Origin of the sequence: Paenibacillus sp. L3-i20, assembly GCF_022180385.2 — a bacterium.
GTDB lineage: Bacteria > Bacillota > Bacilli > Paenibacillales > Paenibacillaceae > Pristimantibacillus.
In genome coordinates this window covers 1,540,683-1,566,700 of record NZ_BQME02000002.1, presented here as the reverse complement: position 1 = coordinate 1,566,700, position 26,018 = coordinate 1,540,683, and the positions used below count along the sequence as shown (strand labels likewise).

The following is a 26,018-nucleotide window of genomic DNA, read 5'->3' as shown; positions in this document are numbered from 1 at the left end:
GGATGGCTTATTGCCTCACTTACTTTTTATTATATACCAAAGCGGATTGTGTTTGTAGATGAGAAGAAGTAATCGATATTTGGCAGGAGGACCAGCATGAACAGCATATTACCAGCAAAATTTCTATTGAAGATGGAAGAGCTACTTCAAGATGAGTTTGAGAGATTTATGAATTCCTACGATGATCCACGGGTGTATGGTCTTCGAATCAACCCTTTGAAGGTTAGCGTAGATGAGTGGATGAAGCTTTCACCGATGAAGGACAGGGTGCGGCCAATTCCTTGGGTGAAGGATGGGCTTTATTATACGGAAGAGGACCGACCAGGCAAACATCCTCATTATCATGCGGGGCTCTATTACATTCAAGAGCCAAGTGCCATGTTGCCTGTTGAGCTGCTTAATGTTCAACCTGGCCATCGAGTACTCGATCTATGTGCTGCTCCCGGAGGTAAATCAACGCAAATTGCAGGGAAGTTAATGGGACAAGGAGTTCTTGTAACGAATGACAATGCATTCGAAAGAACGAAAGCATTAGCCAAAAACATTGAGCTTGCTGGCATAAGAAACGCTGTTATTCTAAATGAAGAGCCATCTAATTTAGCACCAGTATTCGGAGGATGGTTCGATCGAATATTAGTAGATGCTCCTTGTTCTGGGGAAGGTATGTTCCGCAAAGATGAATCGATGGCAGCAGATTGGGAGAGACATTCAATTGAGAAATGTTCGATCATGCAGCGGGACATACTAGTTTATGCTGCTGAGATGCTTGCACCAGGCGGTATGCTTGTTTATTCTACATGTACTTTTTCTCCTGAAGAGAACGAAGATCAAATTGCCTCGTTTCTGGTCACGCACCCAGAGTTTTCTGTGGTACCTGTTCATCATTATGGTGGGCTAAGTCCGGGCAGGTTAGACTGGGTTGCTGAAGACATTGCTAGCAAACTAGGCACAGAAAACACGCGGAGCTTAGACGGTACAGTAAGATTATGGCCTCATAAAGTTGAAGGCGAAGGTCATTATGTTGCTGTATTGAAGCGTAGTGGAGAACGGAATCATGACGGAGAAATAACTAATATTGAAGAGAAAAGATCTCAGATGTCCTATTCAATGAAGTCTAAAAGTAAAAAGCAGCGGAATGAAAAAATGACGCGTGGGAGCAAACCACCCGTAGTTGAGCTCAGCCCTGAAGAAGCATGGAAAGCATTCAGCGATCAGCATTTAAATTTGGTGCTAGATGAGAATGAAAAGCTCGTCATTTTTGGAGCTAAAGTATATATTGGTCAGCGAGGTGTTCCTTCGCTTGATGGGTTAAAGGTTGTACGAGCAGGATGGCTTGCTGGAGAAGCGATAAGAGGAAGATTCCACCCTTCACAGGCGTTAGCGCTTGGCCTTATTCGGACGGATGCTGCTAGGTCGATTAGCTTTAGCTCAAATGAAGATGACGTTATAAGATATTTAAAAGGGGAAACCTTGTTTGTCGACAGAGAGCAGTTGCACCTCCAGAATGGAGCAGAACCTAAAGGATTTGCATTAATTTGTGTCGATGGTTTTCCGATTGGTTGGGGTAAATATGCCGATGGGATGTTGAAAAATGAATTGTCGGCAGGATGGAGGCTAGTTTAAAGTGGCAGAGAAACTTCGATTAGATAAGTTGCTTTCAAATATGGGGCATGGGACAAGAAGTGAAATAAAGCGAGCCGTGAAACAAGGTAAAGTAACAGTAAACGGACTCGTTGTGAAGGATAGCGGCCTCATTGTTGATCCAATCGTGCAGGAGGTTGCATTTGAAGGTGAGCGTGTTGTGTATCGTAATGTCATCTATTTGATGCTTAATAAACCGCAAGGAGTTATATCAGCTACAGAGGATAACAAGGAGCGAACAGTTATCGACTTGCTAGAAGATCATGATAAGCTGCTTAGTCCTTTCCCAGTTGGACGTCTGGACAAAGATACTGTAGGTTTATTATTACTTACGAACGATGGACAATTGGCGCATGAGCTATTGTCACCGCGTAAGCATGTAGACAAAACGTATGAAGCGTTAGTTTGGGGAGATGTTGGGGAAGCGGATCAACAAGCATTTACCGCAGGGGTAGAGTTAGATGATAGTTATCTGACTATGCCGGCTGACTTAATCATATTGGACAAAATAGAAGAGCCTATAGGAATTTGTTCACTCATTAGGATTACAATTAGAGAAGGAAAGTTCCATCAAGTAAAACGTATGTTTGATGCAGTAGGTAAAAAGGTGCTAACCTTAAAGAGAATAGCGATGGGTCCGCTAAGCTTAGATGAATCACTTTCCGAAGGTTCATATCGAGAATTAACTGACGAGGAAGTGGAACTGCTTCGTGCTCATCGTGGGATAGAGAGATAGAGATGTAAATAAAAGATAGGAGTGCAGTCACTATGGGAATAAACTATGAGTTGATCGCGCTTGATGTAGATGGTACGCTGCTGACAGATGATCATGAACTGCTAGGAGATGTTAAGGAAGCTGTGCGTGAAGCATCACAAAGGGGTGCGGAAATTGTGTTATGCACAGGCCGTGGTCCGATGGGAGCATTGCCAGTTTTAGAGGAGTTAGGGCTAAGCGGCACGTTAATTACTCATAATGGGGCTGCTACTATTCAGTCGTTTGATCGTGCGGTATTGTTTCAATATGATATTGATCAAACTTATATTGGTGAGTTTATTAACTACTGTCGAGAGAATAATATCCATTATGATCTAAATACTGCTTTTGAGATGTATGTGGAAATGTTAACGCCAGAGACTAAAGCTATGTATGAGTTCCATAATGTACAACCAACATTGATGAGTATCGACCAGCGGTTGCCTGATAAACTAGTGAAGCTAACTTTGTTTGGGACAAAAGAATCGATGGATGAGGTCCAAAGCTATTGGGAGAAACGTTCTCCAAATCTGCAAATCATTCGAAGCGGGGATCTCTTCATAGATGTTCAGCATCCAGGTGCAAGTAAAGGTGAGGCTCTACGTCAATTGGCCGAAGGTCGTAGTATTGCTAGAGAGAAAATATTGGCTATTGGCAATTATTATAATGATATTTCTATGTTGCAATTCGCAGGAATTGGCATCGCGATGAGTAATTCACCGGATATGGTGAAAGAAGCAGCGGACGCGGTTGTAGGAAGTAATAACGAAAGTGGAGTAGCTGCTGCAATACGTCATTATGCCCTTAAGTAAATTAATAAACACGTGAAAAACCGCCAGAGCTAATCTCTGGCGGTTTTTCGATATAGGCGTAAGTTGATTGTTTATTACAGAAAAGTCCTCGTAATGATGACTAGAAGAATAAACAGAACCAGGATTACCCCTGCCGATGTAAAGCCTCCATGTAGTGCAGACATGCCAATTCCTCCTAGAATAAAATTTCCTAAGCTAGTGTATAGCTACTAAAGTTAAGTTACTTTGCTTTCGGAATACGATAGTGTATGTTATTTGCCCCGAATGGATTGGACATATGTCTTAATTCATGTACATTTGGGCTTAAAGGCGGTAATGAATGCACTTACATAAACGTTGTTAATTATCTATTTTTTTATTGATCCATCTATGCTACAATATTTGGAAATTATAGATAAAGGGGTTCGAGAATTTGAGTACTTATGAATCTGACTTGGATGAATTGTTGGACGTAGAGACAAAGCTGATTACTAATGGAACTAGCAGAGTTGTTTTTAAGAATAACCTGAATTGGGTCAACGAAGGTGTGCCAAAATGAAGTGTATTCTATTTGACTTAGATGGCACACTGATTGACAGCGAAAAGCTTGCGGCAGCAGCAATGAGGGAAGGGTTCCGCTCTATTCTTAATAGGGAAGCATCAGAAGAAGAGTTAGCTATTCTCAAAGGAAAACCGTTAGCAAAAGTGATGTTACTGTTATATCCTGAAGATGGGGCTAACATTTTAAAAGCAGCCACCTTATATTATAATGCAAATTCCAGTTCTATTGTTCTATTTGATGGCGTGATCGACATGCTCGAGGATCTGGCGAGAAATGGATATGAGCTTGGGGTCGTATCTGCCAAAACACGAGTTAATGTCCTTAAGGAGCTAGAGAATAGTAAAATAAAGCATTTTTTCTCATGTATTATAGGGCAAGAAGATACGAAATTTCATAAACCAAGTCCTGTCCCGCTGCAATTGGCTGCTGCAATGATTGGGTATCGAGCGGAAGAATGTGCTTATATTGGTGATCAGCCTACGGATATGATTGCAGCTAGCGCAGCTGGGATGGTCAGCGGAGCTGCATTATGGGGCGATGGAAGACGAGATATTTTGTCTACCGCATCTCCTGACGAATACTTTGAAACGCCACATGAAGTTGTGCAATATTTTTGCAATGAACTAATTATGCGTCATCCGGGATAAACGAAATCGCTGAATATAGGATGAAAAAAAGTCTGTCACGTAAAACGTGAACAGACTTTTTTGTTTCAAATTATGATCTTCCTCGTCCTCTAGGAGCGCTCGAATTACGGTTACCGCCAAAGTTTCCTTTGCCTGCTGGGCGTCCGCCACCACCAGATGGCCTGCTGCCAGCGCGGTTAGGCTTGCCTGTACCGCCTGATCCTCCAGCATTTCTGTCGCGAGGTGATTCGCTAACGTTTGATTCTGCTCCGCCACGACTTCTTGATGATGGTCCGCCACTTCTTTTAGGTCCACGTGAAGCGCCACGGCCATAGCTCTGTTCGCCGGAACGTCCACGTTCTTTTGCTTCTGCAGTTCCCCACGGATTTGCAACTGGTGAATCTGGACCTAACGAGGAGCGACCACCATTTCTGCCGCTGGATGATCTTGAAGGACGTTGTTGCTCTTGGATTCCTCCATCAGCGTCGTTGCTGCGACGGCGACCTGCGCCACCCGCATTACGAGCGAAAGCATTTTCAGAAGAAGTGTTTTCACTACGGCTAAATCTACCTTCAGCTGTATTTCTTGATCCACGACCGCTGCGTCCACCTTCCGAAGCTCCGCGTTCACTTCGACCATTGCTGCGACCGCCTTCAGACGAGTTGCGTTCTCCACGACCGCTGCGTCCACCAGCCGATGAACTACGACCGCGTCCACCTTCACTGCGACCACCGCGTCCGGATTCTTTATCTCCACTGCGTCCACGTTCTTTACCGCCGAATGATGCTGGGCTCTTAGAAGCTGTTGAAAGTTCGCCTTCACTATCTATTGTGCGATGCTCAAGACGAGCATTTATTCCTTTTTCTATAACTGCAAGTTTATTTACGTCATAATGAGTGGCAAGTGTTACTGCCATTCCATTATGGCCTGCGCGTCCAGTTCTGCCGATACGGTGGATGTAACTTTCTCCATCCATCGGAACATCGTAATTGTACACGTGAGTTACACCTTCAACGTCTAGACCACGTGCTGCAACATCCGTTGCAACGAGAACTTGAAGACGAGCATCACGGAATCGTTTCATTACTTGCTCCCGTTTCGCTTGTGTAAGATCGCCATGAAGTTCATCGGAAGCAAATCCGTGATCTTTTAGTGCTTCATTAAGCTTCTTAGCACGAACTTTCGTTCGACAGAAAATAACTGCCAAGTACGGTTGATGTCTTTCAAGCAAATGGATTAACGCTTTTTCTCTGCCGCGGTCTGTCGTATTTACGACAAGCTGTTTGATGCTGTCGAGTGTGACATTCGTGCTGCGTATTTGTATATCTGAAGGGGAATTCATATATTCAACTGCCAAGCGGCGTATCGCATCCGGCATTGTTGCAGAGAACAACATCGTTTGACGAGCTCTAGGCGTTTGAGAAATAATGCCTTCCACATCAGGCAAGAAGCCCATATGAAGCATTTGGTCAGCTTCATCCAATACGAGCATGGATAACTTACCTAAGTTAATCGTTTGACGATTCATATGATCAATTAATCTGCCCGGTGTCGCTACGACAATATGCGGCGCACGTTGCAGCTTGCGTATTTGTGCATCAACGTCCTGACCGCCATAAGCAGCAAGTACGTTAGCTCCGAATGCGGGCGCTAATTTTTTCAGTTCAGCGGTGATTTGAATAGCTAGCTCTCTCGTAGGTGTAAGAATAAGTGCTTGAACTTGCGCTTTTTCTACATTTATCTTCTCTAATATCGGTAGAGCGAAAGCTAATGTTTTTCCAGTACCAGTCTGCGCCTGAGCGATTACGTCTTGTCCGCTTAGTAGAAGTGGAATGGCTTGACGTTGAACTGGAGTTGGATCTGTAATTCCGGCTTGCTTCAATAAGTCGTTGAGCTCTTGAGAAACTCCGAGAGCGTGAAATGTGTTAGACATACTTGAATTTTCCTCTTTTCATCTTTCGTATGAAGCTAAGTATAACAGGTGTCCACGACAAGTGCATCTTCATATTGCATATGATATGCTTATAGCCAACATCTAAGAGGAAGAGGAATGAGAGTATATGACCGGATCAATTCGTTCAGATATAAAGATAGGGCAACAAGTTTATATTGTGCTCAAAGCAGATCAGCGCACAGGAAAGCTAACTAAAGGTATTGTCAAAGACATTTTGACCAATTCACCGAGACATCCGCATGGCATTAAAGTGAGGCTGCAGGACGGGCAAGTGGGTAGAGTGAAGAGTATCGATTTCACCAATGTTAAGTAGTAGTCTCAATTTAGAATATATTGGGAAATGAGTCAGTGGCTTAGTTGTGCTTCCATTTAAACCATCGACCATGTCCATCCGTTTCTGCAAGTGTTTCTTTATATTCTTTACCATAACGTTATTCTGAATGATAGCAATACTTATCCCATTTGACCTGTAAGATTGAGCTAATGTCATCTTTGTATAATTAACAAAAAATGCCAACATTAAATAATGAATTGTACCTAGGAAGAGAATTGGGACTGGTTGTCCATTCCGGGTATGAGATGTTGGATGTAGCGATTCGATATCATCGGCAATGCAAAGCTTTTAAATTGATTAAAAAGCTCATTCATCTTTTGTTCTCTCCTATTATCACAATATATTGGAATTGTATCAACCAAATGTGATAAGCATTACTTTAGCTTTTTTGACCACTATAAAAATATTATTTATCAGTTGGCGATATAAAATGAAAAGGCCTAAGGAGCAGGTGAGAAATGGCGTTCGGTATATCCAGAGATGAAATGATTAGATGGAAATCTACAGTAGCTGGAGGAGAGATCGCTTTTCTTACCCATTACTGGCTTGATCCAAGATTTCCAGGTATGAAAACTGTAACAAAGGTTGGGTGCTCAAATTTGGATAAGCTATCAGAGTGGTGTAGGAGTAATGGATTGAATCCGCATTATATCCACGCTCGTGATCAATATCCGCATTTTGATTTGTTAGGGAAGAAGCAAGTTGAAGTGCTCCTGCAAGAGAAACTATTCGATCATTTAGAACGATTCAACATAAAGGCAGCATCGGAGTATGAAGGCAATTAAAATATTGAAGTGAGTGGAGGTCGTTTATGGATATTAGAAAAAATATTGAGGAAATGAGTTTGAATGGCTGGCCCGCGTTGCAAACCGTTTTATATGACGGCTGGTTGCTTCGATTCGCAGATGGTTATACAAAAAGATCGAATTCAATAAATGCAATCTATGGCCACACCTTAGCTTTGGATGACAAAATAAAACGATGCGAAGAGATGTACAGGGAGCGTGATCTTGCGACTGTATTCAAAATAACTCCCTTTTCGAAACCAAAAGAATTAGATAATCGATTAGATGAACAAGGGTACATTATGTTCGATCACACGACCGTAAAAACAGCATCGTTACGTGATCTTGTAGAGCCAATGAATAGTGAGGCGGGCAGCGTTTCCAAAGTTGGCGAAGCAATAAATCCGAAAATTAAAATCGTTATTACGACGGAGCCGACCTCGTTTTGGCTTGATGCTGTTGCGGTTATGCAAGGATTAAATGAGCATCAAAGAGAAACGACTAGGCGAATGATGAGTGATCAGCCCTTACGCAAAGCTTTTGCTGTTTTGTTAGAAGATAGGAAACCAGTTGCATGCGGAGCTGTTGTTATTGAACAAGGATGGGCAGGACTATACGATATTGTAACTGAACCTGCTTCTAGAGGACTTGGATATGGAGAACAATTGACGAGACAGTTGTTGATGTGGGCTAAAGAAAACGGAGCTGATAATGCTTATTTGCTAGTCGTGACAGGAAATGTTGCTGCCAGCCGTTTATACGATAAGTTTGGGTTTAAATATAGCTATGACTATTGGTACCGTGTTAAAAAAACGACAGAATAACAAGTAATGTTTAGGTAATGGTTTGGAAAGGTGGACTACAAAAGTAATGGGCAGTGAATATCAGTCAGCAGAGAAGCAACAGGGTTATCAGCCATTACTAGCATCGGGAAAAAGCAACAATCGCTCTTGGCTGCTCGTACTCAGTATTTTGCTAGTTGCAATTATTATGAGAGCACCGATTACAGCAGTTGGACCGATTGTAGATCAAATCAGCTCTTCGATGGGTTTATCAGGTGGCATGACAGGGCTTCTTACAACATTACCATTATTGGCGTTTGCTTTTGTTTCTCCGTTTGCACCCAAAATTGCGGCTCGACTCGGCATGGAGTTTTCTCTATTTGCAGCATCAATATTATTGACTGCAGCAATCATTGTACGATCACTCCCATCCGTTTACGCATTATTTTTGGGAACTGCTTTGCTTGGTACTGCGATTGCAGTCGCTAACGTACTGCTTCCAAGTCTTGTTAAACGGGACTATCCGAATAAAGTCGGATTAATGACAGGCGTATATACCGTTTCGATGAACTTAGGTGCAGCAATTGGCTCGGGGATTAGTGTTCCATTGACTGAAGGGTTTGGCTTCAGTTGGCAAGTTACACTTGCAGCAACTTCGCTTGTCGCTCTAATTGCAGCTATCGTATGGTTGTCGCAAATTAGCTGGAATGGCCTGAGAGGGACTTCAGGCATACTGCAAACGAGTTCTGTCCAAAAGGATGAAAAAACAAAGGTCAGTATATGGCGCTCACCACTTGCATGGTCGGTGTCTTTATTTCTTGGTTTACAATCATTTTGTTTTTATGTAAACGTGACTTGGATACCATTAATATTAGTCGATAAAGGATTAAATACTGCTCATGCAGGTTGGATGTTAGCACTTATGCAACTTGTTAGCATGTTGTCAACTTTTATCGTTCCAATTATGGCAGGAAGGCGTTCTAGTCAACGAAGTATTGCATTATCTATATCATCTATTTTTGTTGTTGGCTATTTATTGTTGCTTCTAGGGGGATCGGCAGCAGTACCTGTCAGCATGATCATATTAGGTCTAGGAGTGGGAGGCGGCTTCGGACTTGCAGTTATGTTCTTTGCACTTAGAACACGTACTAGCGGGGAGTCGGCCCAGTTGTCGGGCATGGCACAGTCCATCGGCTACTTGCTGGCAGCCAGCGGGCCATTGTTGTTTGGAGTATTGCATGATTGGTCGGATAATTGGAGTATCCCATTGTTATTAATTATTGCAGTGTCTATTGCGTATGGAGCTGTTGGCTTGTATGCAGGTGCGGATCGTAAAGTTTGAAACTAGACTGCCCGTCACATCTCACAGCAGATGGTCGGGCAGTCTTATATTTTATATGCCTATTCCAGATGTAAATAATTGAGCAAATGAGTTTAGCATTGCAGCGGCTTCTTTATTAAGCAAAAACTCTTTCGACCGAAAATTTGTCCCAGCTTCTGTAGCCTTAACCTCTGGACCGTGCAAACCAAATGCAACAATAAATTGTACGGCTTCATCTGCCCATGGTGACGGTTTATCAATTAGTTTAGCGGGAACTGCAGTGAAACTGATTATTTGTGAGAAGCGATAAATCATTACAGCTGCTTCTTCTCTTGTAATAGCGTGGTCCGGTCTAAAAGTATGAGCTGTTGTACCATTTATTACATTCGTGTCTGCCAAAGTTTGAATTTCAGGAGCATAACGATTGTTTTTGATATCAACAAAAGATGATGTATTAGTCGATTCCATAACTCCTATTAATCGAACAAGTTGTGCTGCGAATTGCGCACGTGTTACTTTTTTGTTTGGATGAAAATGAGAAGAAGTTGGTTCTAATAGGCTCCCTAGGTCTCGTAACGAATAAATATCATTTGAAAAAGGATCAGTACGCGGCACATCGGTAAAGTCAGACAACTGCTGAACACGTTCCGACCAGGCATCGTCCGTCAGATAAGACAAATACGTTATGTTTTTAGTTTCATTTTCTTTAAAAGCTGCTAACTTGCCCCCCTCATCTTGAAATAAGTTTGTACCGATAGGTTTTAATTTTATTGTTCGAGTTGGCCCGATGACGGTCAGAAAACCTTCTTCAGCTTTTATTTTGAAAGAGATCAATGGAAATCTTAAGTAACGGAAAGTGCCTTCATAACGTATCAATTGAGCTTTAGTAAGTGTAATCGATGAGTGTTCTTCATCAGATTTAGGATAATAATGATCCATAAATGCAGCAAACAATTGTTCTCTTATATTGCTTGAGTCGCTATTAGTAATAACAAATCCTCCAACTTTTTTTTCAGGCAACAGCCATAGCCACGAGTGGTAACCCTCAAGGTCGCCGCCTTTTCCAATGACGAACTGACCATTAAAATGTTCTTGAAAAAACATTTCGAAACCTAATGTCATATTTGGACGTTCAGGATGAATGCTGACTTGTGTTTGATGCATTTCTTTTAATGTATTTTCCGATAAAATTCGATTATCTCCCAGCTTGCCGCCATTTAAGTGGGCTAACATAAACTTGCTCATATCGGTACCTGTTGCGAAAAATCCCCCATCAGGTGCAATCGTTGGTACTAGGTTATAATCGGGGTATGGCTTTTTATTTGCATCATAACCTGTAGCTAATTGAGCGAGCACTTTCTCCGACATTCGAAAATCGCTATTTTCCATACCTAATGGCTGCAATATCTTCTCATCAATGACTTGTTCAAATGGTTTGCCTGTTACTTGCTCGACAATCAGCCCTTGAAAATTAGATGCTAGATTATCATAACGGTAAGCTTCTCCTGGTGTCCGCACGATGGTGGGCATATTATCTTTCAAATATTGTTTTAACGGATAGTTGGCCTTGCTTGCAGACGAGGAGGTTAGCGTATCGGTTTTATCGAAGCCGGATGTATGTGTTAATAGATGTCGCATAGTAAGTTTTGTATTGGTGTTGTTCGGAATAGTTAGTCCTTTTAAATAATGCTGTACATCAACATCCAAATCTATTTTCCCTTCCTCTACAAGCTGCATGACAGATGTAGCTGTAAATAGTTTTGAAATGGATGCAACTCGGAAGATAGTTTTGTTAGGATCAACAGGCTTTTTACTTTCTAAGTCTTCAATTCCATAACCTTTGTTCAGCAAAACATTATTGCCGCTTACAACAACAAATGAGCTTCCTACTAGGTTTTCCTTTATTTCTGGGCGATTAAAAAAAGCGTCGGCAAACGTCTCAACTTCTTTTGTATCTGAAGGTCCCGTGAAAGCAGCGGCTTCGATGTTTGCCTTGTGGGGTAGTGAAAACATAGTAAAAACAAGCGTAGTTGCAACAAGTAGTGCCATCCAAGTTTTTCGTTTCTTATGAAGAGCTAACGAGTACATGATTCATTCATCCTCTCAAAAGAAAATTTTTCCTTCGATTATTACATTAAGTCATTCCATAATTTAGAAAAATAGACTATGGTCTAACATTTGTCTGGACTTTAGTCGCAGCATTAACATATCAAGACCTCATAAATGTAATTGGGGGAATGGCTGCAAGTCGCTTGACACGTATACTTAGCGGCTTATATAATTACAAGTAAATGTTTTTGAATATGGAGCGTTGAAGAGAATCAGTACTTGCGATTACAAAGCTTAGAGAGCTGGCGGTTGGTGAAAGCCGGACTTTGTGCGCGAGGAAACTCATCTCGGAGCTGTGCGCTAAACCGTCTTTACTTGCAAAGGACGACGAAACGCACCGACTGGCCAGCGATAATGGTGACAAGTGAGCGTAGGACAAAGACTGTCCGGCGCTAACTAGGGTGGTACCACGGGAGAATAACCTCTCGTCCCTAGCGTTAATTCGCTGGGGGCGAGAGGTTTTATGTTTGTTATTGAAGATTAGGAGGAAATATGATGAGTCAAGAGCCGCAACGCCATGGCTATAATCCGCAAGCGATTGAGCCGAAATGGCAACAAATTTGGGATGAGAATAAGACATTCCAAACAAAAGAGGATTCTGATAAGCCAAAATTTTATGCGCTTGATATGTTCCCTTACCCTTCAGGAGCAGGGCTGCATGTAGGGCATCCAGAGGGATATACGGCAACTGATATTATGTCTCGCTACAAACGCATGAAGGGTTACAATGTTCTTCATCCGATGGGCTGGGACGCATTTGGTCTTCCAGCAGAGCAGTATGCTCTAGAAACAGGCCAGCATCCAAGAGACATCACTTTCAAAAATATTGACAACTTCCGTCGCCAAATCAAATCACTTGGTTTTTCTTATGATTGGGATCGTGAGTTCAGCACAACTGACCCAGACTACTATAAATGGACACAGTGGATATTTATACAGCTATACAACCGTGGACTTGCTTATGTAGCTGAAGTTCCAGTTAACTGGTGTCCAGTACTTGGAACTGTACTTGCTAATGAGGAAGTTATCGATGGTAAGAGTGAGCGTGGAGGACATCCAGTTATTCGGAAACCGATGCGCCAATGGATACTTAAAATTACAGAATATGCGGATCGTTTATTGGACGATTTGGATGAGCTAGATTGGGCTGAAAGCATTAAAGATATGCAGCGCAACTGGATTGGCAAATCGACAGGAGCAGAAGTAACCTTTGATATCGAAGGTCATGATGCATCGCTAGTTGTCTTTACAACTCGTCCTGATACGTTGTTTGGAGCAACATATTGTGTGCTTGCACCTGAACATGAACTTGTAGCTGTCATTACAAATGATGAGCAGAGGGCTGCGATTGAGGCTTACCAGGCTGTTGCAGCACGTAAGAGTGATCTCGAACGAACTGATTTGGCGAAAGAAAAGTCAGGCGTATTCACGGGTGCTTATGCAATCAATCCAGTAAATGGAGAGAAAACTCCAATTTGGATAGCAGACTATGTACTTGCTGGTTATGGTACTGGTGCTATTATGGCAGTTCCTGGACATGATTCACGCGACTGGGAGTTTGCAAAACAGTTCGATTTGCCAATTATTGAAGTAGTGTCTGGCGGAGATGTTTCAAAAGAAGCTTATTCTGGCGACGGACCACACGTCAATTCTGATCTATTAAATGGTCTAGACAATGAAGCTGCAATTAAAGTAATGATCGAACGATTGACTGAGACGGGAAAAGGTAAAGCGAAAGTAACATACCGTCTGCGCGATTGGTTGTTCAGCCGTCAACGTTACTGGGGAGAACCAATTCCAATTCTTCATTTGGAAGATGGAAGCATGAAGCCTGTACCAGAAGACCAGCTGCCGCTTTTATTGCCGGATGTAGATGCTATTACACCATCAGGAACGGGCGAATCTCCACTTGCGAATGTGACTGAATGGGTAAATACGATTGATCCAGAAACAGGAATGAAGGCGCGTCGTGAAACAAATACGATGCCGCAATGGGCAGGAAGCTGTTGGTATTACTTGCGTTTCATTGATCCGAAAAATGAAAATGAAATTTGTTCGCCAGAGAAGCTGAAGGAATGGCTTCCTGTAGATCTTTATATTGGTGGAGCTGAGCATGCCGTATTGCATTTGCTATATGCTCGTTTCTGGCATAAAGTGCTTTACGATATCGGTGTTGTGCATACAAAAGAACCATTCCAAAAACTTGTAAACCAAGGAATGATTCTAGGCACGAACAATGAGAAGATGTCTAAATCTCGCGGTAATGTCATTAACCCAGATGAAATTGTAAACGAATTTGGCGCGGATACATTACGTATGTACGAAATGTTTATGGGCCCTCTTGAAGCTACTAAGCCGTGGAATACCAATGGTGTAGAAGGTTCATATCGATTCCTTGCACGTGTATGGCGCTTGTTCGTGAATGAAGACGGTACACTTAGTACGAAGTTTAACGATGGTGAAACTTCGGATGCCTTTAAGCGGGTATGGCATCGTTCCCTTAAGAAGGTTACTGATGATTACGAAAACTTGCGTTTCAACACTGTCATTAGCCAATTAATGATATTTGTAAATGAAGCGTACAAGACGGACCACCTTCCAAAAGAAGCGATGGCGCAGTTCCTACAAATGTTATCGCCGATCGCTCCGCATATTACAGAAGAGCTATGGGAGAAATTAGGTCTTAGCGAAACGATCTCCTATGCAGCATGGCCGATTTTTGATGAAGCTTGGACAGTAGATCAAGAAGTAGAGATCGTCGTTCAAGTTAACGGGAAAATCGTAGAGCGTGTCTCCATTGCAGCAGATACAAACGAAGCTGACATGGAATCGCTCGCGAAAGAGATGGAGAAAGTGCAAGAACTTATCTCTGGCAAGACGATTCGCAAGGTTGTTGTTGTAAAAGGCAAGCTTGTAAATATTGTAGCGAATTAATCGCGAACCCGAAGAGGTGAGCGGGCTTTAGCTGATGCACAGCTATTGTCCGTTCACCTCTTCGCCGCAGAAAGCGGTAGTAACCTTGATCAAATCTTCATTATATTTAGCATGGGTTGTACGGATAAGCTGATTGAAAATACCGTCCGTTTCTCGTCTTAACATATGGAGTGCTTGAGCTGTTATTCCACCAGGTACAGCTACTCGTTCCTGTACCTCAGTAGGACTCATTCTTCCTTCAGTAATGAGTAAGCCAGTGCCGAGCAACATATTGGATGCTACTTGAAGGGCAATCTCGCGTGGAATACCTGTCTCCTCAACGGCTGCATCAACAAATTGCTGAAGAAAAAAGGCCATAAACGCAGGACCACAACTAGAAAGATCGGACACGATTCGAGTAAAATTTTCGTCAATGCGAAGAGGCTCACTTATATGGGTGAACAAAGATTCCAGTCTTTTTTTATCGGTTTCACCGATTGAATCACCATAAATACATAGTGATGTTCCACTCCAGGTTTGATTAGTAATACTAGGAATGACTTTTGCTATTTTACAATTCAGCTCACCTTCTAAGTGGGAGACGAGAACGGGGCTTGTAATCGATACAATAATTTGTTCAGCTCGGACGATTGGTTTAATATCCTTTACAACATGGAAAAATTCATGCGGCTTTATGCACAAAAAAACGATATCGCAACCCATTGCTGCTTCAGCATTCGTATATTCGGCTCTTATACCCGGGTACCGATCAGCTAGCGCTTGCGCTTTGGAGAAAGTTCGATTACTAATTGAAATTTCTGAGGGCGATAGCGCGCCAGATGCGATAAACGATTCGATCAGCAAGCTTCCCATCGAACCTATTCCGATAAATCCAACATTCATGTAAAGCCCTCCTACTACCCAAGATGCGGATATGATTTGCTCATTTATTCTATTCCATAAGACTTGTTTTATATGTCACGAACTATCAATTTATATGTTGAAGGGAAGAAGTTAATGTCCGTTCAAACAAGAAAAGTTGGTTCATCTACTCGTTCTAAATTGCTAATGGGAGTAAGTTTATTAGGAGCTGTACTGTTACTTGTAGCTGCATTGATGGGTAATAAATCATCACAGACTGCGGAATGGATTCCACTTAATGAAGCGGTGCAGGCGTCATTAGATCACTCGGCCAAATTATCGGAAGAACAGTTAGGCTCCGCAGAAGAACAATCAGGTTCAACAAATGAGACTGCAAGTAAACAGCATGAAGCTGCAAGTCAAGAACATGTAGCGATCGCTAACGATGGAGAAAAAGCTATTAAAGGAAACGCAGAAGATACTAAGGGACACAAGCAAACGGATGCTAACACAATGAATAATCCGGGTGTTAAAGAAGCAGTCAGTAAGGATGGAACTGGAAAGATAGATATCAATCGTGCGACGAAGGAACAACTGGATCAATTAAAGGGGATTGGTCCTTCGAAAGCAGAAGCGATCGTTAATGATAGGGAGAAGAATGGTTTATTTAAAAATGTGGATGATCTTCTTCGTGTAAAAGGTATAGGTAAGAAGTTGCTTGAAGGACTGAAAGAAAGCGTTGTAGCTCACCCATGATTGTGAGAGAATGGAAATGAGTAGTCATTTTATGTAGGGGCTGCTTAAATCTATAGTGAGTGATTGGCAAAGGCTTACGTGGTAAGATTTGCTTCACGCTACTTTTGAGGAGGAGTAAGGTCATGTCAACAGAAAGAAAACTCTCTCTTGATACACTATCCGTCCACGGAGGTCAATCTATTGATCCTACAACGATGTCCCGAGCAGTTCCAATCTACCAAACGACATCGTACGGATTCAGAGATACGGATCATGCTGCAAGTTTATTTTCGTTACAGGAATTCGGAAATATTTATACACGCATCATGAATCCTACAACAGACGTGCTGGAGAAGCGTGTTGCTGAATTAGAAGGTGCTCCTGCTGCACTAGCTGTTGCATCTGGGCAATCCGCAATTACCTATTCCATTCTTAACATTGCAGGTACGGGCGATGAAATTGTGTCAGCGACAAGCCTCTATGGAGGAACGTATAATTTATTTGCTACGACGTTACCGAAGTTAGGCATAACGGTCAAATTTGTAGATCCTGCAGATCCAAACAATTTTAGAGCAGCGATAACAGACAAAACAAAAGCTCTCTATGCGGAGTCAATTGGAAATCCGAGAGGCGATGTAGTTGATATTGAAGCTGTTGCTGCAATCGCGCATGAACACGGTATTCCTTTTATCGTTGACAATACGTTCCCAAGTCCATATTTAAGCCGGCCTATTGAGCATGGAGCAGATATCGTTGTTCATTCAGCAACTAAGTTTATTGGTGGTCATGGAACTTCTATCGGTGGAATTATTGTGGACAGCGGTAAGTTTGATTGGAAAGCAAGCGGCAAGTTTCCTGGTCTAACTGAACCGGATCCAAGTTATAATGGCGTTGTTTATACAGATGCGGTTGGTCCGATAGCTTATATTATAAAAGCACGAGTTCAATTGCTTCGTGATATGGGTGCGGCACTATCTCCGTTTAATGCATTCCTCTTGCTGCAAGGACTTGAAACACTTCATCTTCGGATGGAGCGCCATAGTTCAAATGCACTGGCGGTAGCACAATACTTAGAAAAGCATGAAGCTGTAGATTGGGTGAGTTATCCTGGTCTGCCTAGTCATACATCATTCAAAAATGCTCAGAAGTATTTGCCTAATGGCAGCGGCGCTATTTTGACCTTTGGCATCAAGGGTGGAGTAGAAGCTGGCAAAAAATTCATTAATTCAGTGAAATTGTTATCACATTTGGCTAATGTCGGTGATTCGAAATCATTAATTATTCATCCAGCAAGCACAACTCATCTGCAGCTTACTCCAGAAGAGCAGCTAGGGGCAGGGGTAACTCCCGGCATGCTGCGGTTGTCGGTCGGTACGGAAGGCATTGTAGATATTATTGCTGATTTGGAGCAAGCAATCGCTTTAAGTCAACAAGGATAATATGATTATTCTTTAGGACAAGTAATAGATTCATACAACTAGCAACTAGAGTGCACGAGCAGCAAGAGATAGGGAGGAAGAAATGAAAATCGAAACAACTGATGCCATCCGCAAGGATTGGGACACTTACTTTATGGATATTGCTTATATGGTTTCAACCCGTTCCCGCTGTCCACGCAGACATGTTGGCGCCGTGCTAGTTCAAGGGAAGAAGCTGCTTGGAACTGCCTATAATGGAGCGCCAATGGGGGTTCAAGATTGCTTGGAAGCGGGCTGTATGATTACTGAAGAGATTGAAGTAAAGATGGTTGATGGCTTGGAACAGGTGCAGAAGAAACAGCGCTGCATTCGTACGATCCATGCAGAACAAAATTTGCTCCTCTTCACTGATCGTGCCGACCGTGAAGGCTCACTTGTTTATGTAACGGATCAGCCTTGTTGGACATGTGCTAATATGCTTGCGAATAGTGGTGTGACGGAAATTGTATACCACAGAGGGTATCAAAAGGATAGTGAAAAGGTATATGCCTTGATGGAGCATAAAGGCATAGGTTTCCGTCAATTGACTCATTACTCGCCTCCCGCTCAAGCTGGGATGGAAGTTACGCAATAGAGATAACCGGAAACGATGGGAATATAGTAACGATCAATAATAAAGATGGAAGTTGTGCTGGAGAGAGTATGTAGAAGCTCTCACGTCTATTTATGAGTTGGAGCTTAGTTAACCTAGTTTTGGAGGAGGAACCTCCAGTCGCATCTTATGATGCGGCTGGAGGTTTTTGTTTTGAACGGGAAATGCATGTACTTATAAAAATGGGAGGCAAGTTATGAGCATGAATAAAAGGCCAATCGTTTGGTTCGCCGCATCCTGGGTTGCAGGTAGCGCAGCTGCAGCGAACTTTGGGCTGCATGAAGGGCTGCTTGTAGCGGGAGCAGGGGCATTGCTCGCGATAGCAGCTGTCTTGAGCAGGCTTGCGACAAAGAGATTAGCCCTCGCTTGCCTGCTTGCATTATGTCTGGCGGCTGTTCAGCGTGAATGGACCGATGCGCGTAATGTGACCGCGCTCCAGTCGCTGCTTGCCGCCGCCGAGGCGGATGGACCGAGAGCGGCGTATGCCGCAGACGCTCACGGCACAATTATATCCGCGGTCGAGGTCGACGGGGACCGCGTACAATTCCACATGGAGGCATCCGCCATCCATGTACAGGGCCACCCGCCGCTCGCCAATGCTCGCGAGCGCTTCCTCGTGCAGCTGCGGCTAAGCGCGCAGCCGGAGCAGAGCATCGCCGCGGCTTGGCAGCGCGGCGACCAAGTGCGCATAGCCGGCGAGCTAACGCGGCCGGCTGCTGCAACCAATAGCGGCGGGTTCGACTACCGCCGCTATTTGAGCAGCCAGAAAATCCACTGGCTGCTCAAGGTCAAGAGCACCGCCGCCGTTACGCCTTATGCGGCGGCGAGCAAACATTACGCGGCCGAGTTTATGGGCCGCGTCGACGCTGCGCGCGCATGGCTGGGCGCGCAGCTAGATCGATTGTATCCGTCCGAACAGTCCGGATATATGAAGGGGCTTATCCTCGGAATACGCGAGGATCTCGCCCCAGAACAGTTCCAACAATTTTCGCGGTTAGGGTTAACGCATATATTAGCTATATCTGGGTTGCATGTTGCAGTTTTCATGTATGCCCTCAGTGGTTTGCTTAAGCTGTTTCGCATGCCGAGAGAACGAATGTTAACAACGCTTATGATAGCTGTTCCATTATATGTACTTCTTGCAGGGGCATCACCCTCTGTGCTGCGTGCTGGACTTATGGCAGTGCTCGGACTCATTGCTGCTAGACTAGGGAAGTTGAAAGACGGTATGCATTTATTAGCTGCAGCAGCTGTTGTTCTTCTTGCTTTGGATCCGTATTATTTAGACAATGTCAGTTTTCAACTTTCTTTCATCGTTACGTTAGGTTTAATTATTGGTGTACCGCCAATTCGCCGATCTCTCCCTCATTCAAAGCGATATGGTTGGTTGATGGATTTGTTGGTCGTAACAGTCGTAGCCCAAATTGTTTCATTTCCGGTTACCCTTTATTATTTCAATCAATTTCATTTACTTTCTTTACTTGCAAACTTAATTCTTGTCCCATTTATCAGCTTTATTGTCATGCCGCTTGGAGCTGTCGCACTGCTTCTTTCGTTGTTTTGGATCGGGGCTGCTAAACTTTTTGCAGCACTTTCTGTATATGCTAATCAACTTTCATTTGCTCTAGTTGATTGGCTTGCACAGCTTGATTCATTCCGAACGATATGGGCTTCTCCTCCGATATGGTGGGTAGCGGGCTGGTTTCTACTTCTCATTTCCTGTTTTAGAATGTTTGATCAATTGAATTCATTAAGAGAGCCGGAAGTGGATAATCGTCTACTGGCTTTGGAAATGAAAGGTTCCTTTGAGACTACAGCTCCATTGTTTGCTCAGGATGACATATGCGTATCAGAAGGAAAAAGTACTGGGATGAGGAGATTATTGAATTGCGGGGTTCTTCATCTAACTATTGCGGCAGCTATGCTTCTATTTGCTTATTTTCCAGATATTATGAATAGAGACGCAGTTGTCAGCTTTTTGGATGTTGGACAGGGAGATTCAGCTTTTATTCGTACTCCAGAAGGAAAACATATTTTAATCGACGGCGGGGGAACGTTATCGTTTCAAAAGCCGGGAGAAGAATGGCGCAAGAGAAAAGATCCATTTGAGGTAGGGGGAAAAGTTGTTGTGCCTTTGCTCATGAAACGAGGTGTGAAAGAAATTGATTTATTAATCATCTCTCATCTAGATAGTGACCATATTCGAGGATTAATTGCCGTATCTAAACATATTCCAATCAAGCAAGTTTGGTGGAATGGTAGCTTGAAGGATGCAAATGATGCAACAGAATTAATTACGAGCTTACTTGAAGCCGATATTCCTATGTATGCTCCTACTTCTGGAATGGAAATTGAGATAGACATTAGGACGAATGTAAGTGTGTTATGGCCTAGGACAGTTCAATCGAAACCTATTTTATTCATAGAGGAACAGAACGAGCATAGTCTAGTTACATCGATCACAATTTATGGATATACTTTTTTGTTCCCGGGTGATATAGCTATTGCGACAGAACGGGAAATTATTCGTACAATAGAAGATGCAGTTAAACCGACCTCCATTATTTTGAAGCTTGCCCATCATGGAAGTCGCTATTCTACCGGTGAGGAATGGCTTAATTATTTCAGACCAATTGGTGCAGTCGCTTCCGTTGGTGGAACGAATACATATGGTCACCCACATCCTGATGTACTTGGTCGTTTAAAGGAAAACGAATCATTGTTATGGCGAACCGATTATGATGGAGAGGTAGTATTTCGAGTTACAGAAACGGGCCTACTTGTAGAAAATAGGTGAATCTATATACGGAATACTAATATTTTGGTATGCTTGAAGGTGCAATTCACACATATTGAGGTCTTAAGTCTACTTATCGCTGCTTTTTACAGGTTTAACTGAAATGCATTTTGATAGATTTTTCATTTTTAAGACACTTTTGAAGTTAATGGATGTTGAAATTATCATTTAGCGATGAACAATATTAAAAAAATATAATTTTTAATGTATGTTACTGCAACTTTTATAGCAACCGCCCCGTCAGTAAGGTTGCAAGAGAGGAGGATCCTTCGTGGTGGAGCCCGGCATAATCAAAGCCGCCCAATCGGGAGATCGCGACGCTTTAATAACTCTATTGCGTGAGATTGAAACACATGTATATCGGACAGCCTATTATATATTGAATAACGAGCAGGATGCGATGGATGCAGCTCAAGAAGCACTTATTCGAATCTATACGAAAATCGGCTCTTATGAAGAAAAGGCCCAGTTCAAAACGTGGATTCAGCGAATAGTAACGAATATTTGTATCGACAAATTTAGAAGAAGTAAACCGACAATTTCAATCGATGAGCATGAATTGGTATTCCGCGAGAAGCAGAATGTTGAGGAAGAAGTTATGTCCTCATACGCCTTAAAGGACATTCGCAATGCGATCGAACAATTGCCGGAGCATCATCGCATGGTTGTTGTACTTCGGTACTTGCAAGATTTTTCGTACAACGAAATTGCGGACTCGCTTGATTTGCCACTTAATACAGTGAAGTCGTACTTATTTAGAGCTAGACAACAGCTGCAAACGTTACTTCATGATTATCAGAAAGGTGGTGTCCGGGGATGAATTGTCAAGAGGTGATGGAGCTAATGCAAAGACAACTTGACGATGATCTCAGCGAAAGCGAGAGGGAAGTCTTATTGGCTCATACGAGACATTGTCCGGACTGCGAAGCGATGTTCGAGCGAATGAAGCTATTATCGATCGAGCTTACTAGCTTACCGAAAGTGGTGCCCAGCTATAGCTTGGTAGATGCGATAATGCCAGAGCTAATGCGCATTGATCTACTTAGTGAGAAGGGTAGTCATATTGCTCATCCTGCACGAATCGAAGAGTCGATCATTCCAATACAGTCACGTCGAGCAAAGCGGAATCGCCGTTTCTCATCTTGGGGAGCATTAGGCGGTATTATTGCGGCTGGTGTAGTTGCTGGTTTATTTCTAGTGACATACCCTCCTGATTTGGGCATAAAGGACAATAGTAGTGAATCACAATTTTCAGCAGATATGAAGATTGCTAGTCCGAATGGTGATGAGCAGAGTCTTTCTTCATTAAGCAGCAGATCAGAAGATCCTGGTGGAGACGCTGCTGCGGAAGATGTTTTAGTCGAGGGTGCAAAAGTTCCATCTGCCTTTATAGCGGAGAAAAATCAAATCGATTTTAATGCCACTAGAGGTACTGAACGTGGAAAAGGTCTAGTTAATGAAGAACCTTCCTTGGAAGGGGTAATAGGAACAGATCAAGTTGGCACTGAGACTACTTCGATCACAGGAACTTCGATTGATGAGCTAGAAGTAACTAAGAAAGAACCTAATAGCTCTGATTTCGGCATTGCTGGAGTTGAGGAATTCGCTTCACCAGATGGACAATTTACTGCTCGCGTTAGTGGTCACTCCATTATAGTTGTAACTGCAAGTGATGGTGAGACTGTGAAGGAGACTTCCAGGAAAAATGGACAACATAGTCAGTTGAGTTGGTCGGAAGATGGTTCTGAACTTTCCTATGAGGTTCATCTGGATAGAGGAGCTATTGAAAAATACGTCATAAAGACATCCAACTGGAAAGAAGAAAAGGCAACTCGTTAATGTTACATGCTTTTGCACAAGTTGGCACAATATTGCGTATTATGTAATTAAAGAAAAGTCTGCGACGTATGAATCGCGTCGTATGACCATTCTTCAAGCAGTACCATGGAGCTGCTTGTGAATGTTAATATAAAGACAAAGGGATGAGACCTCATGAAGGCTCATCCCTTTGTTGCCGTTGACTTTATTAGCGAGGTTGCTATCATTGGCTGATTTTTTGGTAAGGGGAGCTCATTAAATGGATGTAAAAGATGCGCTTAAAGAAATCAAAAGCAAGAAATTTCGACCTATCTACGTCTTATTTGGGAAAGATCGTTATCGAATGAGTCAATTCGTAGAAGCACTTACAAATGAGTTGTTTACTTCCGAAGAGAGGGAGATGGGAGTTACGAAGTTCGATACTTCTGAAACTTCCATTGATGAAGCTGTGCTTGAAGCAGAAACACCGCCCTTTTTCCTTGAACGAAAACTCATTCTCATTCGTGATTCAACAGTGATGGCTGCTGGAGGGAAAGAAAATACGAAGGTAGATCATCGCCCAGAAACGTTACTTCAATATATGAATAGTCCACTCGACACTTCTATAATTGTATTTGCTGTACATGCTGATAAGTTGGATGAGCGGCGTAAGCTAGTCAAGACGTTAAAGGATCGGAATTCCATCGTAGCTTTTCCAGAGCTTGATGCTCCGGCGTTAAAGCGATGGATGATGAAACGAGCTGAAGAACAGAATAGACGGTTAACAGAAGATGCGGCTGAAATGTTGTTAACAAGAGTTGGGATAAATATGGGTCAACTTTCGCAAGAGGTGGACAAGCTTTGTCTACATGCAGGAGCAGGCGGTGTCATTGACGCAGAGCAAACTGCCCTTCTAACAGAAGCAACCGTAGAGGAAGATGTGTTTGCGCTTGTAGATTCTATTGCAGAATTGCGAATTGATCGAGCGATGAAGCTATATCATCAGCTCCTTATCCGTCGTGAGGAACCAATCAAAATTGCTGCATTAATTGCGAGACAACTAAGAATCATGCTTCAAATCAAAGAGCTGGAGGGACATCATTATTCACCGCAACAGATGGCTGGTCAGCTAGGACTACATCCATATGCAGTGAAATTAGCGGCAGAGAAAAGCCGTAAGTTTACTCCAGCGAGATTAGGGGTATTGCTTGCATCACTTGCTGAATTGGACTACAAGATGAAAACAGGTGTTATCGAAAAGACTCTTGGCCTTGAGTTGTATCTTCTTTCGTTAGGCCTTGAGAAGGGTGCTTAATTATCATTGTATTAGTTACTGCATAGTTCATTATTGAAGTTAGAAAAGGCTTCACCCTCCAAATGGAAGGTGAAGCCTTTTCGTTTAAAATATAAGAACTTATAAGTTTTTCATCTTATAAGAGGCTTATATTTCTCCACGAAACGAAAGCTAAGCCTCCAAAGGACGGCTTTAGCTGTTTACGCTTGATGTACTTGAAGCTTACGCTTGCACGGACAAAGAGTTAAGACGCTTTGCAAGACGTGATTTTTTGCGGGCAGCCGCATTTTTATGAATCAGGCCTTTCGTTACTGCTTTATCCAACTTTTTCGTTGCAACGATAAGAGCCGCTTTAGCAGCATCTACATCAGTTCCAGCGATCGCTTGGTCAGCAGATTTAACGGCCGAACGAAGTGCAGATTTTTGGGATGCGTTCAAAGCACGGCGCTTCTCGTTTGTTTTAACGCGTTTAATCGCAGATTTAATGTTTGGCATGGAATTCACCTCCTAAAAAGTTTTGTGCAGCAAAACTTCTCATCGCAAGCATTAGAGCTTACTGTTCAAAGTGGTTTATGGCAATAAACCTAAACAACACAACTTAAAATATATTATCATGCGACTGTACAAAAAGCAATAGTAACCAATATTGCAAAGCTCCGCATTATCAATTGTAAAAGTAGTGTGAGCAGTATGAAAATACAACTGTTGCGAACACTAACGGTAGTACAAAGGTTCGAAGGGAGATATGTACATTATGAAAACCGATCTTGATCTGCAAAAATATAATGTAAGAACTGACCTCGCGTTAGAGGCTAAAGAACAAGCCGAAGGATTGAGCGGAGGAATAATACCGGGTGTTCATTCGGAAACAACGGAAGTTGATGGGGTTAAAACTACAGCGTTGCATATTCAAAATGAACAGGGCTCCCAAGCAATCGGGAAGATGATTGGACAATATGTCACAATAGAGGTGCCGGGCTTACGTAATGGAGATACGATGTTGCAGGATCGTGTAGCTACTGAGTTTGCTAAGCACTTTGAATCATTTCTCCAACGATTGTCTATTAGCAAGACGGCTCGCGTACTTATCGTAGGTCTTGGTAACTGGAACGTAACACCGGATGCGCTTGGGCCGCTTGTCGTAGAAAATGTGATGGTAACGAGACATTTCTTTGAATTAATGCCAGATCAGGTTGCGCCGGGCTATCGACCTGTCAGCGCAGTTGCTCCTGGCGTTCTAGGTACTACTGGAATCGAGTCCAGCGAGATCGTACAAGGCATTGTAGACCGCTCAAAGCCGGATTTGGTCATTGCGATCGATGCGTTAGCATCAAGATCACTGGAAAGAGTGAACACGACGATACAAATCGCAGATATTGGCATTCATCCTGGCTCAGGTATTGGCAATAAGCGTAAGGGACTGACTTGTGAAATTTTAGGCGTACCTGTCATTGCGATTGGCGTTCCGACTGTTGTATATGCATCTACGATTGTTAATAATACGTTCGATTTGATGCGTAGTCATATGGAGGCGCAAAAGGGCGATAACAACAAAATTTTTGGATTATTGAACGAAATGGAAGAACATGAGCGACTGCTATTAGTTAAAGAAGTTCTTAGTCCAATTGGTCATGACTTATTAGTTACTCCTAAGGAAGTCGATCAATTTATCGAAGACATAGCCAATATTATTGCAAGCGGATTAAATGCTTCATTGCATGAAGCTGTTGACACTGATAACGTAGCTGCATATACACATTAAATTGTAGAGAAGAGCTTATAAAAGTTTGCTTCTTGTCACTTATTTTGAGTGGCTGGAAGCTTTTTTTGTTCGTAAAAAGAGACGATCTCGCAGCCATATTCATGGCTTTAGAGACAGTCTCTTTTTCGGA

General features: G+C 42.7%; 23 protein-coding genes and 1 other annotated feature. Of the genes, 18 read left to right on the top strand and 5 right to left on the bottom strand.

Features of this window, described 5'->3' with window-relative positions; all coding sequences use genetic code 11:
• Positions 1 to 96: 96 nt before the first annotated feature.
• From MFF31_RS20935 to MFF31_RS20925, 3 genes are read left to right on the top strand one after another with little or no spacing between them, the layout of a single operon-like run.
• Positions 97 to 1,623: an RsmB/NOP family class I SAM-dependent RNA methyltransferase gene (locus MFF31_RS20935; RefSeq protein ID WP_238190684.1), complete on the top strand. Its 1,527-nt coding sequence runs from the start codon at positions 97 to 99 to the stop codon at positions 1,621 to 1,623.
• A 1-nt stretch (position 1,624) separates the two neighbouring features.
• A complete protein-coding gene (locus MFF31_RS20930) occupies positions 1,625 to 2,377 on the top strand; it encodes a pseudouridine synthase (RefSeq protein ID WP_238190683.1) in 753 nt (250 codons plus the stop codon).
• A 32-nt stretch (positions 2,378 to 2,409) separates the two neighbouring features.
• Positions 2,410 to 3,207: a Cof-type HAD-IIB family hydrolase gene (locus MFF31_RS20925; protein WP_238190681.1), complete on the top strand. Its 798-nt coding sequence runs from the start codon at positions 2,410 to 2,412 to the stop codon at positions 3,205 to 3,207.
• A gap of 74 nt (positions 3,208 to 3,281) precedes the next feature.
• Here the strand turns inward: MFF31_RS20925 and MFF31_RS20920 are convergent, their stop codons facing one another.
• Positions 3,282 to 3,371 (bottom strand): YjcZ family sporulation protein, encoded by a 90-nt coding sequence (locus tag MFF31_RS20920; protein WP_238190679.1) that lies wholly within the window; start codon positions 3,369 to 3,371, stop codon positions 3,282 to 3,284.
• A gap of 248 nt (positions 3,372 to 3,619) precedes the next feature.
• Between MFF31_RS20920 and MFF31_RS25265 the strand changes: the two genes are divergently transcribed.
• Together MFF31_RS25265 and MFF31_RS20915 are read left to right on the top strand one after the other, a co-directional pair.
• A complete protein-coding gene (locus MFF31_RS25265; protein ID WP_282570554.1) occupies positions 3,620 to 3,745 on the top strand; it encodes a hypothetical protein in 126 nt (41 codons plus the stop codon).
• On the top strand, positions 3,742 to 4,395 hold the full coding sequence (locus MFF31_RS20915) for an HAD family hydrolase (protein ID WP_238190677.1): 654 nt from the start codon (positions 3,742 to 3,744) through the stop codon (positions 4,393 to 4,395). The genes MFF31_RS25265 and MFF31_RS20915 overlap by 4 nt, the downstream gene beginning before the upstream one ends.
• 70 nt (positions 4,396 to 4,465) lie before the next feature.
• On the opposite strand, the gene MFF31_RS20910 is transcribed toward MFF31_RS20915, so the two are convergent.
• The gene (locus tag MFF31_RS20910) at positions 4,466 to 6,307 is read right to left on the bottom strand and encodes a DEAD/DEAH box helicase (protein WP_238190674.1); all 1,842 of its coding nucleotides are present in this window, start codon (positions 6,305 to 6,307) and stop codon (positions 4,466 to 4,468) included.
• Positions 6,308 to 6,434: 127 nt separating this feature from the next.
• Here MFF31_RS20910 and MFF31_RS20905 point away from each other — a divergent pair, with 127 nt between their 5' ends.
• The 4 genes from MFF31_RS20905 to MFF31_RS20890 all read left to right on the top strand — a co-directional run bounded on the left by MFF31_RS20905 (position 6,435) and on the right by MFF31_RS20890 (position 9,571).
• Positions 6,435 to 6,641 carry a YwbE family protein gene (locus MFF31_RS20905; RefSeq protein ID WP_238190673.1) on the top strand — a complete coding sequence of 69 codons (207 nt, stop codon included), beginning with the start codon at positions 6,435 to 6,437 and terminating at the stop codon, positions 6,639 to 6,641.
• A gap of 479 nt (positions 6,642 to 7,120) precedes the next feature.
• Positions 7,121 to 7,447 carry a hypothetical protein gene (locus MFF31_RS20900; RefSeq protein ID WP_238190672.1) on the top strand — a complete coding sequence of 109 codons (327 nt, stop codon included), beginning with the start codon at positions 7,121 to 7,123 and terminating at the stop codon, positions 7,445 to 7,447.
• Between the two features lie 26 nt (positions 7,448 to 7,473).
• Positions 7,474 to 8,271 (top strand): GNAT family N-acetyltransferase, encoded by a 798-nt coding sequence (locus MFF31_RS20895; protein WP_238190671.1) that lies wholly within the window; start codon positions 7,474 to 7,476, stop codon positions 8,269 to 8,271.
• Positions 8,272 to 8,317: 46 nt separating this feature from the next.
• Positions 8,318 to 9,571: a CynX/NimT family MFS transporter gene (locus MFF31_RS20890; protein WP_238190670.1), complete on the top strand. Its 1,254-nt coding sequence runs from the start codon at positions 8,318 to 8,320 to the stop codon at positions 9,569 to 9,571.
• Positions 9,572 to 9,622: 51 nt separating this feature from the next.
• On the opposite strand, the gene MFF31_RS20885 is transcribed toward MFF31_RS20890, so the two are convergent.
• Positions 9,623 to 11,638, bottom strand: coding sequence for a serine hydrolase domain-containing protein (locus tag MFF31_RS20885; RefSeq protein WP_238190669.1), 2,016 nt, complete (start codon positions 11,636 to 11,638; stop codon positions 9,623 to 9,625).
• A 214-nt stretch (positions 11,639 to 11,852) separates the two neighbouring features.
• Positions 11,853 to 12,095: a binding site (T-box leader), on the top strand.
• 59 nt (positions 12,096 to 12,154) lie between these two features.
• Between MFF31_RS20885 and leuS the strand changes: the two genes are divergently transcribed.
• Positions 12,155 to 14,593 carry a leucine--tRNA ligase gene (gene leuS, locus MFF31_RS20880; protein WP_238192174.1) on the top strand — a complete coding sequence of 813 codons (2,439 nt, stop codon included), beginning with the start codon at positions 12,155 to 12,157 and terminating at the stop codon, positions 14,591 to 14,593.
• A gap of 42 nt (positions 14,594 to 14,635) precedes the next feature.
• Here the strand turns inward: leuS and comER are convergent, their stop codons facing one another.
• Complete coding sequence (comER, locus tag MFF31_RS20875; protein WP_238190668.1) at positions 14,636 to 15,475, bottom strand: late competence protein ComER; 840 nt, start codon at positions 15,473 to 15,475, stop codon at positions 14,636 to 14,638.
• A gap of 72 nt (positions 15,476 to 15,547) precedes the next feature.
• Here comER and MFF31_RS20870 point away from each other — a divergent pair, with 72 nt between their 5' ends.
• The 7 genes from MFF31_RS20870 (at position 15,548) to holA (ending at position 24,147) form a co-directional block, all read left to right on the top strand.
• The gene (locus MFF31_RS20870; RefSeq protein ID WP_248565546.1) at positions 15,548 to 16,189 is read left to right on the top strand and encodes a ComEA family DNA-binding protein; all 642 of its coding nucleotides are present in this window, start codon (positions 15,548 to 15,550) and stop codon (positions 16,187 to 16,189) included.
• A gap of 122 nt (positions 16,190 to 16,311) precedes the next feature.
• The gene (locus MFF31_RS20865) at positions 16,312 to 17,607 is read left to right on the top strand and encodes a homocysteine synthase (protein ID WP_238190666.1); all 1,296 of its coding nucleotides are present in this window, start codon (positions 16,312 to 16,314) and stop codon (positions 17,605 to 17,607) included.
• 82 nt (positions 17,608 to 17,689) lie between these two features.
• Positions 17,690 to 18,220, top strand: coding sequence for a deoxycytidylate deaminase (locus MFF31_RS20860; RefSeq protein ID WP_238190664.1), 531 nt, complete (start codon positions 17,690 to 17,692; stop codon positions 18,218 to 18,220).
• Between the two features lie 214 nt (positions 18,221 to 18,434).
• Positions 18,435 to 21,035 (top strand): ComEC/Rec2 family competence protein, encoded by a 2,601-nt coding sequence (locus MFF31_RS20855; protein WP_238190663.1) that lies wholly within the window; start codon positions 18,435 to 18,437, stop codon positions 21,033 to 21,035.
• A gap of 271 nt (positions 21,036 to 21,306) precedes the next feature.
• Positions 21,307 to 21,855, top strand: a complete 549-nt coding sequence (locus tag MFF31_RS20850) for an RNA polymerase sigma factor (protein ID WP_238190662.1) — start codon at positions 21,307 to 21,309, stop codon at positions 21,853 to 21,855.
• Positions 21,852 to 22,874: an anti-sigma factor gene (locus MFF31_RS20845; RefSeq protein WP_238190661.1), complete on the top strand. Its 1,023-nt coding sequence runs from the start codon at positions 21,852 to 21,854 to the stop codon at positions 22,872 to 22,874. The genes MFF31_RS20850 and MFF31_RS20845 overlap by 4 nt, the downstream gene beginning before the upstream one ends.
• A 238-nt stretch (positions 22,875 to 23,112) precedes the next feature.
• Entirely contained in the window at positions 23,113 to 24,147 is a 1,035-nt protein-coding gene (gene holA / locus MFF31_RS20840; protein ID WP_238190660.1) for a DNA polymerase III subunit delta, read from the top strand.
• Between the two features lie 201 nt (positions 24,148 to 24,348).
• On the opposite strand, the gene rpsT is transcribed toward holA, so the two are convergent.
• On the bottom strand, positions 24,349 to 24,621 hold the full coding sequence (gene rpsT / locus MFF31_RS20835; RefSeq protein ID WP_238190659.1) for a 30S ribosomal protein S20: 273 nt from the start codon (positions 24,619 to 24,621) through the stop codon (positions 24,349 to 24,351).
• A 259-nt stretch (positions 24,622 to 24,880) separates the two neighbouring features.
• On the opposite strand from rpsT, the gene gpr reads away from it, so the two are divergent.
• Positions 24,881 to 25,888, top strand: a complete 1,008-nt coding sequence (gene gpr / locus MFF31_RS20830) for a GPR endopeptidase (protein WP_238190658.1) — start codon at positions 24,881 to 24,883, stop codon at positions 25,886 to 25,888.
• The last annotated feature ends 130 nt before the right edge of the window (positions 25,889 to 26,018 follow it).

Excerpts from the sequence above, each read along its gene's own strand:
- MFF31_RS20935 (WP_238190684.1), top strand. The coding sequence starts at position 97 with ATGAACAGCATATTACCAGCAAAATTTCTATTGAAGATGGAAGAGCTA.
- MFF31_RS20925 (WP_238190681.1), top strand. The coding sequence starts at position 2,410 with ATGGGAATAAACTATGAGTTGATCGCGCTTGATGTAGATGGTACGCTG.
- MFF31_RS20920 (WP_238190679.1), bottom strand. The coding sequence starts at position 3,371 with ATGTCTGCACTACATGGAGGCTTTACATCGGCAGGGGTAATCCTGGTT.
- MFF31_RS20915 (WP_238190677.1), top strand. The coding sequence starts at position 3,742 with ATGAAGTGTATTCTATTTGACTTAGATGGCACACTGATTGACAGCGAA.
- MFF31_RS20910 (WP_238190674.1), bottom strand. The coding sequence starts at position 6,307 with ATGTCTAACACATTTCACGCTCTCGGAGTTTCTCAAGAGCTCAACGAC.
- MFF31_RS20905 (WP_238190673.1), top strand. The coding sequence starts at position 6,435 with ATGACCGGATCAATTCGTTCAGATATAAAGATAGGGCAACAAGTTTAT.
- MFF31_RS20900 (WP_238190672.1), top strand. The coding sequence starts at position 7,121 with ATGGCGTTCGGTATATCCAGAGATGAAATGATTAGATGGAAATCTACA.
- MFF31_RS20895 (WP_238190671.1), top strand. The coding sequence starts at position 7,474 with ATGGATATTAGAAAAAATATTGAGGAAATGAGTTTGAATGGCTGGCCC.
- MFF31_RS20890 (WP_238190670.1), top strand. The coding sequence starts at position 8,318 with ATGGGCAGTGAATATCAGTCAGCAGAGAAGCAACAGGGTTATCAGCCA.
- MFF31_RS20885 (WP_238190669.1), bottom strand. The coding sequence starts at position 11,638 with ATGTACTCGTTAGCTCTTCATAAGAAACGAAAAACTTGGATGGCACTA.
- leuS (WP_238192174.1), top strand. The coding sequence starts at position 12,155 with ATGAGTCAAGAGCCGCAACGCCATGGCTATAATCCGCAAGCGATTGAG.
- comER (WP_238190668.1), bottom strand. The coding sequence starts at position 15,475 with ATGAATGTTGGATTTATCGGAATAGGTTCGATGGGAAGCTTGCTGATC.
- MFF31_RS20870 (WP_248565546.1), top strand. The coding sequence starts at position 15,548 with ATGTCACGAACTATCAATTTATATGTTGAAGGGAAGAAGTTAATGTCC.
- MFF31_RS20865 (WP_238190666.1), top strand. The coding sequence starts at position 16,312 with ATGTCAACAGAAAGAAAACTCTCTCTTGATACACTATCCGTCCACGGA.
- MFF31_RS20860 (WP_238190664.1), top strand. The coding sequence starts at position 17,690 with ATGAAAATCGAAACAACTGATGCCATCCGCAAGGATTGGGACACTTAC.
- MFF31_RS20855 (WP_238190663.1), top strand. The coding sequence starts at position 18,435 with ATGAGCATGAATAAAAGGCCAATCGTTTGGTTCGCCGCATCCTGGGTT.
- MFF31_RS20845 (WP_238190661.1), top strand. The coding sequence starts at position 21,852 with ATGAATTGTCAAGAGGTGATGGAGCTAATGCAAAGACAACTTGACGAT.
- holA (WP_238190660.1), top strand. The coding sequence starts at position 23,113 with ATGGATGTAAAAGATGCGCTTAAAGAAATCAAAAGCAAGAAATTTCGA.
- rpsT (WP_238190659.1), bottom strand. The coding sequence starts at position 24,621 with ATGCCAAACATTAAATCTGCGATTAAACGCGTTAAAACAAACGAGAAG.
- gpr (WP_238190658.1), top strand. The coding sequence starts at position 24,881 with ATGAAAACCGATCTTGATCTGCAAAAATATAATGTAAGAACTGACCTC.